At 33.9% G+C, this 10,925-nt stretch carries 14 protein-coding genes; all 14 read right to left on the reverse strand.

The window, feature by feature from the left end:
* Positions 1-64: 64 nt before the first annotated feature.
* Positions 65-499 carry a hypothetical protein gene (locus tag BS101_RS18285; RefSeq protein WP_073540118.1) on the reverse strand — a complete coding sequence of 145 codons (435 nt, stop codon included), beginning with the start codon at positions 497-499 and terminating at the stop codon, positions 65-67.
* Positions 500-548: 49 nt separating this feature from the next.
* On the reverse strand, positions 549-1,370 hold the full coding sequence (locus tag BS101_RS18290; protein ID WP_073540119.1) for a peptidoglycan recognition protein family protein: 822 nt from the start codon (positions 1,368-1,370) through the stop codon (positions 549-551).
* A 12-nt stretch (positions 1,371-1,382) separates the two neighbouring features.
* Positions 1,383-1,637, reverse strand: coding sequence for a hemolysin XhlA family protein (locus BS101_RS18295; protein ID WP_073540120.1), 255 nt, complete (start codon positions 1,635-1,637; stop codon positions 1,383-1,385).
* Positions 1,638-1,724: 87 nt separating this feature from the next.
* On the reverse strand, positions 1,725-2,552 hold the full coding sequence (locus BS101_RS18300) for a hypothetical protein (protein ID WP_073540121.1): 828 nt from the start codon (positions 2,550-2,552) through the stop codon (positions 1,725-1,727).
* Between the two features lie 67 nt (positions 2,553-2,619).
* Complete coding sequence (locus tag BS101_RS22985; RefSeq protein ID WP_156876088.1) at positions 2,620-2,793, reverse strand: hypothetical protein; 174 nt, start codon at positions 2,791-2,793, stop codon at positions 2,620-2,622.
* Between the two features lie 334 nt (positions 2,794-3,127).
* A complete protein-coding gene (locus BS101_RS18305; protein ID WP_083585767.1) occupies positions 3,128-3,265 on the reverse strand; it encodes an XkdX family protein in 138 nt (45 codons plus the stop codon).
* Between the two features lies 1 nt (position 3,266).
* Positions 3,267-3,629, reverse strand: a complete 363-nt coding sequence (locus BS101_RS18310; RefSeq protein WP_073540122.1) for a hypothetical protein — start codon at positions 3,627-3,629, stop codon at positions 3,267-3,269.
* A 10-nt stretch (positions 3,630-3,639) separates the two neighbouring features.
* Positions 3,640-7,065 carry a hypothetical protein gene (locus BS101_RS24025; RefSeq protein ID WP_073540123.1) on the reverse strand — a complete coding sequence of 1,142 codons (3,426 nt, stop codon included), beginning with the start codon at positions 7,063-7,065 and terminating at the stop codon, positions 3,640-3,642.
* 15 nt (positions 7,066-7,080) lie between these two features.
* Positions 7,081-7,626: a putative phage tail protein gene (locus tag BS101_RS18320; RefSeq protein WP_073540124.1), complete on the reverse strand. Its 546-nt coding sequence runs from the start codon at positions 7,624-7,626 to the stop codon at positions 7,081-7,083.
* On the reverse strand, positions 7,619-8,704 hold the full coding sequence (locus tag BS101_RS18325; RefSeq protein WP_073540125.1) for a baseplate J/gp47 family protein: 1,086 nt from the start codon (positions 8,702-8,704) through the stop codon (positions 7,619-7,621). Before BS101_RS18325 ends, BS101_RS18320 begins: the two co-directional genes overlap by 8 nt.
* Entirely contained in the window at positions 8,697-9,137 is a 441-nt protein-coding gene (locus BS101_RS18330; protein WP_242951330.1) for a DUF2634 domain-containing protein, read from the reverse strand. The genes BS101_RS18325 and BS101_RS18330 overlap by 8 nt, the downstream gene beginning before the upstream one ends.
* Complete coding sequence (locus tag BS101_RS18335) at positions 9,134-9,505, reverse strand: DUF2577 domain-containing protein (RefSeq protein WP_073540127.1); 372 nt, start codon at positions 9,503-9,505, stop codon at positions 9,134-9,136. The genes BS101_RS18330 and BS101_RS18335 overlap by 4 nt, the downstream gene beginning before the upstream one ends.
* Positions 9,502-10,512: an XkdQ/YqbQ family protein gene (locus tag BS101_RS18340; protein ID WP_156876089.1), complete on the reverse strand. Its 1,011-nt coding sequence runs from the start codon at positions 10,510-10,512 to the stop codon at positions 9,502-9,504. The genes BS101_RS18335 and BS101_RS18340 overlap by 4 nt, the downstream gene beginning before the upstream one ends.
* Complete coding sequence (locus BS101_RS18345) at positions 10,509-10,925, reverse strand: hypothetical protein (protein WP_242951331.1); 417 nt, start codon at positions 10,923-10,925, stop codon at positions 10,509-10,511. Before BS101_RS18345 ends, BS101_RS18340 begins: the two co-directional genes overlap by 4 nt.

Below are 10,925 nucleotides of genomic sequence, written 5' to 3' on the forward strand. Positions count from 1 at the left end.
TACTATACTCATAAATTATCTTTATATGGTACATGATAAGGCTGCTGGTGTTACCACTAATAGATTAATTCTGTGCTGCTTCAGGGATAGTATTTTCTGCTGCTTTATCCTCTGCAACTGCTGTATTTGTTACATTGGTAACTTGTATAGGTGTCAATATTTCTTGTCCTATTTTGATAGCACTATTGCATACCTCTTTATTTATGGCATCCAGTTCATTCTGTGTAAGTCCTGGTATTATTTCAAGCAGCCTTTTCTCCATTTCTGATCTTTTGGCATCTCCTGCCTTAACTAAATCTTTAAATTCATCTTCCAGCACATAGTACAACCCCTTAGCAACACTAAGAGCACGATTGTAATTGTCTGCTCCTTTTTTCGCTGCAAGAGCTTGTTTCTGTACCTCTATTGCATCTGCAACTTTCTTTAACACAAAAGTACCTATAATCCCAAACACCCCTATAATAAACTGTACTCCCATGCTTAATATCTGTTCTTTCATCTCTCATTCCTCCATAATTTATAATTTAAAAAGAGAGCCTTTCAGCTCCCTAATTATTCAAAAATATACTCCATGTCTCTGGCCTCAAAACCCCATCCGTTGACCTCTCCCAGTTCTTCTGGAGTTCAGTTACTGCTTGGAAAGTTGGTTCGTCATACAACATTTGAGTATAGGAATTTTCTTTTAGATAGCCATATTGTTCTAGTTTCTGTTGAAGCCATAAAACTACATTGGACTTGTGGCCTTTAACAATAATATCCTGTATTCCTTTCAATGCTGCCATAGTAGCCGGACCTGCTATTCCATCTACAGCTAACCCTGCATTATAATCAATATTCAAGTTGTATTGAAGGGCTTTAATTTGCTCTATAAGTGTATTTGGTTTTACTGGTTCATTTGTACCACTTGCTAATCTTGCCTTAAAATCATTCCACTTAGCCCAGTTATTAGCACTCATATTATGTGGACAGTCTTTCCTGCTTGCATCATAATGTCTTACTACATTATTAATAGAAACACTATATTTACTCATTAAACTTCTTACAAGCTCCAGAGTATTATTTATGGTTGTATCGGAAATATACCCACCAGAATTGCACATTTCAATACCTATGGAATTATGATTTCCTATGCCATATTTGTCGTGGCCATCCCCGCAGTGCCATGCTGCTTGATTTTCCTCCACAACCTGATATATGGAAGTATCATCCACAAAATAATGTGCAGAAGCCTGTCTATCCCCTCCATTGAAATAAGTAGCATTTGCCAGAGCTGTATCCTTATAATTTCCTGTGTCATGCATAACTATAAACTTAATGTCATTCCCTGCTGAATGGTTGTAAGGTGATATTTTTCTTGTGATTGGTAACATATTACCTGCCTCCTATTTTTTTAATAAAATTCCTATAACAAAAATAGAGACTGTGACAAATATGCCAAGTCCCCATTTAATTGTTGATATGAAATCATCCATCTTTTTTATTAAATTCCTAATTTCCGTTCTATTCTCAGTCTCGTTTCGTTCAAGCTCATCCAATCTATCAGAGTGGTTATCTAACCTCTTATCATGCGTTCCTAGTTTTTCTTTTATTTGTTCATGCTTCTCTTCACACAATTTCCCATCATAGCATTCACTCATATAGCACCTCCTGTAAGTATTTTTAAATACTAAAAAAGAGCCCTGGATTTCTCCAAAACTCTATAGGCTCAATAGAATCTGCTTAATTCATCTTTTGATATCATAATATTCTATAGTTTTATCATTTATCCTAGTTGCAATACTTATCCTATTAAACTCAACTTCATTTTCTGATATAGTTTTCAATTCTATATTTTCTACTGAAACTATTTTTAATTTTTTATCAACTGCTTCTGGTTTCACTGCTAAGTTTTTATTTCTATTTAACGCAACAGATGGATATTCGTATGCCTCACATCCCGGCATATCGAAAAAATTTTTCGCGAGCATATTAGAAATTCTATATAAATATTCTATACCTTTACCAACATCTCTAGTGAACTCTGTATAGAAAAATTGATCTATTATTGTACTATTTATTTTCCCTTGTTCATTTAAAGACGTATCATTTGGATTTGTTCCTCCACCAATAACATATGCTAATAGCTTTAACCCTTCACGTACTTCATAACAAATAGCAGTGTATTTGCCTCCCACTTTTGCCTTTACCTCATAAAAAGGAGTTATTTGGTCATTTGAGACATATAACATACTTTCTCCAACGTCATTTAACCTACCCATTTTAGTAACAAGGTGTTTGGGTTTATAACTAAGTTCATTTATATTTTCATAGTTTTTTCCAAAATATTCTCTTACCCTATAAAATTTAGAACCAGATATATAAGAACGGCTACCCACATTACAACACGGTATTGTTTCTAAGGTTAGATTAAACAATTTTTTATTTGATATTCTCTTTAAATCTATTTTTTTATATCTTTCCAGCATAGATAATATTTCCATAGTAGGAATAGTGTTTAATGGATTATGTTTTTTTCTAAATTCTAAAATTAAATTTTCTATATGATCTTTCATATTAACTCCCTAGAATTATAATTTAATATTATAGTTCTACTAATTCTACAAAATATTAAAAAATCCTCTATTCTTCCTCAATATAATATCTATTACCATTCCATTCATCACTTTTCTTTATGTCTTTAATTCTATTAAATATCATAAATTCTCCACTATCGGTAAAACCACTATTAATATATATTTCTTCATCTTCTAAATTCATTTCTTTTATTAACTTAATTATTTCTCCACCTGTCATATCATCACTTCCCAATTATATTTTATCTATAAATGAATCTTACTAAAAGATATAAAAACAAAAACCTCCCCTATAGTTATTTTTAAACACTAAAAAAGAGCCTTAAATTCTTCTAAAGCTCTTATACTTTTTCCGTTGTCAAATTCATATATTTTTCACCTCTACGTTGCTTTAATATTTACGTAACATTAAGATTTTTGGATATAAAAAAGACTTAAATTAATAAGCATTTACGTCGCATAAGTTTTCAATTACAACCTAATAGTACCATATTTTCCAGCCAAAATAAAAAAAGCTATCCCTAGCTCCTGTTTTGCCTTGTAGTTTATAAAGACTATGCTATATAGTCCTGCCCTGTAATTTCTTTAAATTGGTCTGCTGTTAAGTCCCCGATCTGCACTGCTATTTTTAAATCGTCTATAATCAATGCTCCAGTCTTATAAAACATATTATAAAAGTCATAGCTTAACACTTTATTCGCCTCCTAAATTCAATGATTTAAGCGCATCTAAAATAGCCCTTACCAAATCTGCATTCTTATTATCATTAGTAAAGGCTATATTGAAATTAAAGAGTGTTTTTGCAAGCATTGTTGCCTGTTCATCCGCTGTTATAGGTATAGGTGTAAGTTCATCAAACACCACTGCTTTTGTTGCAACATCTACATGATATTTAATTACTCTACTAAATTCATCCTTATAAGCTCCATATTCTAAGTCTATATAAGTAATTCCATTCCAGACAGGTCTTTCTTCTGTAGCATCTGTCTGTTCTCCTGTGTCTAAGATTACTTTCCCTGTCTGATTATCATATACTATACGTCTTCCTAAATTCATTTTTATCCTCCTATGCTATTGTAAGTGGACTTACTAAGTCTGTTGATACTTTGATGTTTTTTATATAGGCATTATAATCTTCATTATAAGACTTTATAAGAAATTCAAATACATCTCCTTGACTACAAGTTACATCTATAGTTTCCGTTGTCCATGAAGTCGAATTGTATGAATTGCTAGTTACAAGACTACCGTTTTTATCTACTTCATATCCCAGGGATGCGCTGCCACCACAGCGTAGATCAAATGATATTCGTATTTTCCCTTTTATGTTTGTAGTTATTGTTTTACCGACTTTTACTCTTGTATATGAAGTAGTATTATATTGCTGTGAATCCAAAAATAATACATTAGAATCTCCTGCTGTTAATTCGTATGGCTTTAATGTACCTATTTTCCCGAACATGCCAACATCTTCTCTTATATTTTCAGGCTTTAAATTTGCATCGCCCTTAACTATACCACTACCATTATGGTAACCATTAGAAATAGTCTGGTCTGTTGTTCCTGGTGTTAATGTTACAACTCCCCTATTTGGCATAGTTCCTGTAGTTTTAACGCCATTTATATAAACAGTCTTAGTAGATAATACATCTCCTGCTACCCCGGTAGCATCTGCTGTATCTACGACTGAAGTTTTTCCCGCCACTCCAAATATATTAGCTTCCGCCTTTATATTTGCACTAACTAAATCTGCATCCCCTTTTATAGTAATCGGACCATCATAAATTCCTGCTGCTTTCACAATATCAGAAGTTCCCGGCGTAACTGTTTGTGGTCCTGTTGCTTGTACTGCTAAACCTCCAGTTATTGCAGCGCCATTCACAAAACCTTTTTTTCCACTTCTGACGGTATTTGTTGCTATAGGATTTGTAGATTCTGTTGTTTCTATTACAGTAGATTTCCCGGCAACATTAAAGATACTAGCATTTGCTTTTATATTCGCACTTATCAAGGCGGCATCCCCTAAAATTGTTTGTACTCCATCTAAATATTGTCCAGAAGCAATTGTTTGATTACTTGTTCCAGGTGTATATGTCTGAGCAGATTTTGAAGGAATTGTTCCAGTTATTTGTCCAGCATCTACAGTCGCAGTTTTTCCACTTAATAAATCTCCTGCTACCGCATTTCCACCACCTCCTTTACCCTGTAAGATAAAAGAATCCGAACTACTTTCGTAGACTAAGTTGGCTGGTAAATTTGCCCTTACATTTGTGACATCATTTCCAAAATAGTCTTTTACTGCTTTTGCACCAGTACCCCCTACATTTACAGTAATAGCTCCAGTGCTTGCAGCATTAAATTTTACTACTAATAATTGTCCATCTTGTAAAGTGAACCCTGTTGGAGCTGTTAAGGTATAAGCATTACCCGAATTGGTAGTTGTACCTAAACTTAAAATTTTATTATCTGAATAAGTCTTATTATCTTCAACAGAAGGTTTCCAATCTGTTATCATTGTACCAGTTTCCACTTGGGCATTTGCTACATAAAAAGTTACTGTACTTCCACTGGTGTCCCAACTAAAAATTGATAATATATTATTTGCTCCAGGATTTTTATTTTGAATAAAATAATATCTCGTCCATTCTGTAGTAAGAGTTATAGTTTGTCGATTATTATCCAAGCCAAAAGCTATCGTCAAAGGGGCATCTGCTTTTAACCACGCAGAATAGACATAAGTTCCTGCGTCATTTTTAATAGCACTAGGAGATCTATTATAAATACCGCCGCCTTGAACGGAAGTAACTATTTTACAACACTTACTGAATTTTTCATCTGAAATTATAGATAATGTTGCAGTATTATTTTTAGTCCATGAATTTAATCCATTATCAAAACTTCCATTAGATAATAAATTTATTCCTCCTTGTTCTTCGCGCGTGATGACTTTTTCATTGTTATACACTAGATTAGGCAATTTATTTACTGTAGTATCAAATTCTAAAGAATCATATATCTCTTGATTTAACACTGTAGATGTATCTGTAGCATAATAATCTAAACCAAATATATTAAAATTTGAAGATCCCATAAATTCTATAGTGGATGAAGGTGCTGCCATAAAATAAAATTCAACTCCACCATATTTTTTCCCATTATACGTGAAAGTGCATGGACGTAAATTTACTATATTATTCCCCAATCCTAAACCAAAATAACTCATATTGGAGGTATTATATTTTTTTTCAGCTCCTACATATAAAGAATTTATTTCTGCCCCCAGTGTTCCATTATATCTATGAAAACTGATTATTCCTGAACTATAAGAATCCAAATTCGGATTATCATTAGTAACTTCACATAATGCTATAACGGATTTTCTATAACTCGTAAGTTGAAGCTGTCCTGTCAAAATAACTCTTTTTGTTTTAGTATCAGGATCAAAATTACCATCATGCCATAATTTTCTCCAAGGCTGCCAAGTTGTAAAATTTGTATCTGTGCCTCCCCCTTTAGCCCCTTGCCTCATGTAATATTCATTGTTAGAATATCCTGTGATAATTTGGAATGCAGTATCAACTCCTCGGGATACAATTAATTGTCCGTAACCAACATTTGAATTTGGGGGTAAATTAGTATAATTAGGTGACGTAGCATCAAGTCTATAAAAACCAGATGTAACGACTGTATTTAGGTCTGTTCCAGAAGGTAATACAATATATTTACTCACCGCATCTGTTACTCCGTACCCTGCTAATGTAGTTGGTTTACCAGATGCTATCTTTGACCAATCAAGGTTAGGTATATCCGAAGCACTTAAATTAGTTGCAGAAATAACCCTGCCTTTTGCATCTATAGTAAGTTTAGTATAAGTTCCTGCTGTCGCTCCACTGTTAGCTAGTACCACAGTTATACTCTTATTGGCAGAACCATCAAAAGGAGTAGAACCTGTGGCATCTCCTATTAATGATATAGTTCTCGCTGTAGCCAATTTATTTGCCGTAGACGCATTACCTCCATCAGCTGGCATAGAAGTTGGAAAATCCGTTATCTGTGATTTTGTATGAGTATGGACCTTTGGTGCCTGAGCATTTACACCACTTGCATCTAAGGTAGCTACCCCATTATTAGTTCCCATTTCAGTTCTTTTTACCTGTGCATCATTTGTTACATTTCCCAGTCCTACATCACTCTTTGTAGTTCCATGAGGATTGGTACCACTTCCAGGATGAGTGTAAACTGTTTTTTCTGTTCCATTTATTTTTATGTTTCCATTAGTACTAGACTGCTCTACTTTATTTGCTCCTGTACTTATGCCATCAAGCTTTACTTTATCTTCTTTAGCCATTCTTCCATCTTGTGTAGAAGATGCTTTTTTTACTATTTCCAGATCAACAGCAGCATTATCATCCACAAAATCCTGCCTCTTGGGATATTCATTTCCCTGCCATTGGTTTAATCCTATATTTGGTGTTTTGTTAGCACTAGGCATTTTTCATTCACTCCCCTATCCTTTATAAGCTTCTAATTCATCCCATGTTAAGTCTAATGCATCCCATTGATCGAAAGTTTTATTATAGTTATCAAATTCATTCCAAATTATATATCTGAAAATATAATCCAACAGTAGATATGCAGGCTTTATATCATTAACTGCATTTTTTAAATCCTGAATGTTAGAAGGTACCCCATAAACATTGACAAAAGCAATATGAATAATACCATCAAAAGTAACTTCCACATCACCATTTGTAAAAGAATCACATACAAGTTTTATAAGTGCAGCATTTAATTTTCCTGTACCTCTGGACTTGGATTTTATTACACTTCTTCTATAATCTAAAGCTTTTGTATAATCCGTAATTATACCCAGTTCTCTTTCATATATATCTAAGGCCCAGGTTGCAGTATCTATATTTAATTGAGCCTTTATATTATCAATATTGCCGTACATATTGTTAAATTCAGTATCTTCGCTGTTTAATACTCCCCTAAATATCTTAGTATCTGCAGGTATTGGGGGTAAATAATTTTTCAATGCAGTATTACTCATTTATTGCCACCGTCCCCAATATTGGAGTTTCACATAAAGTTTTTGTTAATGATATTGGAATGTTTGTTGTTCCTCCATTTACAGTTAAATTGGAATAGTCCAGCACTCCTTTACTATCAAGTATTGCCACACCAATTTTAGCATAAGAAACTACAGCATTATCTATAAATGCCAGTGATTTTAAATATTCAGTTATACTTGCCTCAACATTAGCAAGTCTTTGTTCATCAGTATAATTTGTGTCTTTCACGATTGCAAAACTTACATTTATAGTTTTAGCTGCAGCTTCTTCAACTGTTGTATAGCAAAATGCCGGTGCTTTTCCATATCCCAGTCCCCAACTCTCTCCTAGTGGGTCCATGTAATTTTGTACTTCATTCACTAAATCTGCACCAGGGACTTGTTTATTGGCATCTATAATAACTAATTTTATAGTGTTATTTCCATTCCAGGTGGGAAAAACTTTAGCGTCACCTACACCGGGATATTCTTTAACCAGATTTTGAAAATAAGCTATATTGCTTCCCGTATCTGGATTTTGTAATTTTTCATAATATCTTTCAAGTAAATGGGCATCACTTTCAGCATCAAAACCTCCCTGAGCTGCCAGAGGATTTGTAACACCGATTACACCACTTATAGCCACAGGCATAACGGTTATTTGGTTGGCCGGAATATTTCCACTACCTCCCGGTATTACAGCTTGTATTTCAATTGTTCCACTGCCGGTTATAGTTTTGGATTCCAGTGATTTAAACTGTACTGCATTAGGGGTTTGAAATAAATCCCCTTCAGCTATAGTTGCAGTTCCTGTTATATTTAAAATTCCTGCTGCATATTTGGCGGGATTTCTGGTTTGACCTGTCCTCTGTTTTATTCTTAACTCCAATTCATCATCACTAAGTTTGCTTAAATCAAACTTGTCAACTATACTATCTAATTCAGTGGAGACTTTTACAAATTCTTTGCTTGCAGCAACTACACTGTCATATACAAGATAACCTTCTGTTTTATCTACACTGTCAGATATATTCCCTAACATTCTGGTTTTTATAGTTTCTTCTGATTCACTATACATCCATATCCACCTCCCCCTGATCTGTAAGAGCTGTAAAGCTAACGGTTAAAGTATCTCCATCATATGCAGTAGTGAAATTCTGCATACCTGTTATATGATGATTTAAACTTATGCATTCCCATACAATTCTCCTGGCTTCACTTTCAATTAATCCACTGCTAAACCCCTGACCTATCAAACTATCTAAATCATGACCATAATTATCAGAGTAAATACTATAGTTCATCTTTACAGTGTTCAGTGCTTTCCATATCCATATCTTAAGAGCTTCTTTACCTTCCACTATTACAAACTTACCATCTTTAAGAAGGAAATCATCATTTTCAAAGTCCCAGGCATATTCTTTTGGAGTTGTAACTGTACTTGAAGAATTTTCAATACTTTGATTTATTACATTATCTATATTTACATCAAATTGTGGTAATATACTCATAAGCTTACCACCTTGCATAATACAATATATTTTTGTCCATCAGGGGTAGCTAGACAGGCTACCATATCGTCTTTTTTAAGACCCTCTATAAAGTTTAATTCTGCATCAGGTATTCCTATAGATGTTATGCTACCATCTGTTGTAGATCCTGTAGCACTTGTGGAAGGTATCTTTATCCTCCTTTTATAGTTAGCCAGTAAAAAATCTGATACTAGGAGATTTTTTTTAGTAAGTGGCGTATCATTTATTTGAATTGTCAAAGGGTCAGAACTTATTACCTTTCCAATATCAATAGAAGGAGGATTATAAGCTGCCCCCTGACTTCTCATTTTCAAAAGTATATCATTATATGGATTCTTTATATTCATGCTGCCGCATCCACCTCCACCAGTTTCATTTTAGTTTGAAAGTTTAAAGTTAAATCCATAGTGTATTTACCGGTTCCAACCTCCCATGTATGTGTATCTGCATCAATACACATTACAGTATCCAATAAATTATAGATATATGGTATTTGAACCTTAACTCCCCATCCAGTTGTACATCTAGTATCACCAATAAGATTTACAAAAACAGTTTCATCCACACCATGCAGCATATTTGTTGCTGTTGTGATTGGGGCATTATCATCATCTGGAGCAGAATATACATCTTGAAGTATTCCGTAAGCTTTTATCCAATCTCTTTGCCATGCAGTACCTACATATTCACCTTTGCTGTTATAGACATTTACCTTATTTATCATATTGCTTATGGAATCGGAATAAGTTGTTTTTCCTAGATTTAGACTAGGTTTTATAACAAAATTATCAATCGCAACACCCATGTTCATTATTTCTAAAACATCTCTATTCATAAATGGATAAAAGTTATACCTGCCACCGTTAAAGTGCCATACCTTTGTATAGGCCATCATTATAGTATCGTAGAATGTTTTCTCCATTGCTAGTAAATCTATTTTTAACCCTGTAACTCCAATATCTCCACAAAATACTCCTGCTTCCCCGCAAACTACCCTTGTTATTTCTTCAGGTGTTATATTGGTAAAATTGTGGCTGCTCTTGGACTTTGCAAGGTATATCATACAGTCAAAAGCCACAAATTTAAGTTCCTGGGTATCAGAATCTATTTCCCTGTCAAATACATGTCCCCTGAAAATCTCTTTTTCATCCTCTACCATCCAGATTAAAGTCCCTGGACCTATCTGTACATTAGGCTGGTTTTTATCCCATATGCTGTAGGCCATAGTAACTTCAAGTTTTCTTGCTATGGAATCCTTATCACCACTCCATACAATGGTTTTACAGAAGTTAGTTATTTTTGTGTGTATAAGCCCTCGACTGGAGCTGTTATAAAGAGAATATAAATTAATCATTTCAGCACCCCATATTCTTTTAAGGTCAGAATAAAAGAAATATCCCCTGTTCCGTCGTTTTCCTTAAAATTAAAAGATTCAATAGAACAGAGAATATTTACTATAGTTCCTGTTATTATATATCTTACAGGTTTGCCACTGTCTATCATTTTTTTAATTGTAACCACGCAATCTTCAGGACTTGGAAAATCACTGTAAGTACAAAAACTGTATTTCTGGTTAGGAAAAAAGCTTTCTATAGGGGCTATTTCAGTTAGTTTGGGCTTTCCCAGAAAATTTACCTCTCCCCTTCCTTCCACTAAAAAAGAGCTGTTATTATTAGCCCAGGTTATATCATAGTTTGCTGGTGGAACAGGGAGCCTTAAAGAAGTACCATTGTCCTGCTTTAACCAAAATTCCATATTCTTTTTCAC

The sequence above is a fragment of the Clostridium kluyveri genome (genome assembly GCF_001902295.1).
GTDB classification, from domain to species: Bacteria; Bacillota; Clostridia; order Clostridiales; family Clostridiaceae; genus Clostridium_B; species Clostridium_B kluyveri_B.

Bases quoted from the DNA above. Each gene is read 5' to 3' on its own strand.
- BS101_RS18285 (WP_073540118.1), bottom strand. From the start codon at position 499: ATGAAAGAACAGATATTAAGCATGGGAGTACAGTTTATTATAGGGGTG.
- BS101_RS18290 (WP_073540119.1), bottom strand. From the start codon at position 1,370: ATGTTACCAATCACAAGAAAAATATCACCTTACAACCATTCAGCAGGG.
- BS101_RS18295 (WP_073540120.1), bottom strand. From the start codon at position 1,637: ATGAGTGAATGCTATGATGGGAAATTGTGTGAAGAGAAGCATGAACAA.
- BS101_RS18300 (WP_073540121.1), bottom strand. From the start codon at position 2,552: ATGAAAGATCATATAGAAAATTTAATTTTAGAATTTAGAAAAAAACAT.
- BS101_RS22985 (WP_156876088.1), bottom strand. From the start codon at position 2,793: ATGACAGGTGGAGAAATAATTAAGTTAATAAAAGAAATGAATTTAGAA.
- BS101_RS18310 (WP_073540122.1), bottom strand. From the start codon at position 3,629: ATGAATTTAGGAAGACGTATAGTATATGATAATCAGACAGGGAAAGTA.
- BS101_RS24025 (WP_073540123.1), bottom strand. From the start codon at position 7,065: ATGCCTAGTGCTAACAAAACACCAAATATAGGATTAAACCAATGGCAG.
- BS101_RS18320 (WP_073540124.1), bottom strand. From the start codon at position 7,626: ATGAGTAATACTGCATTGAAAAATTATTTACCCCCAATACCTGCAGAT.
- BS101_RS18325 (WP_073540125.1), bottom strand. From the start codon at position 8,704: ATGTATAGTGAATCAGAAGAAACTATAAAAACCAGAATGTTAGGGAAT.
- BS101_RS18330 (WP_242951330.1), bottom strand. From the start codon at position 9,137: ATGAGTATATTACCACAATTTGATGTAAATATAGATAATGTAATAAAT.
- BS101_RS18335 (WP_073540127.1), bottom strand. From the start codon at position 9,505: ATGAATATAAAGAATCCATATAATGATATACTTTTGAAAATGAGAAGT.
- BS101_RS18340 (WP_156876089.1), bottom strand. From the start codon at position 10,512: ATGATTAATTTATATTCTCTTTATAACAGCTCCAGTCGAGGGCTTATA.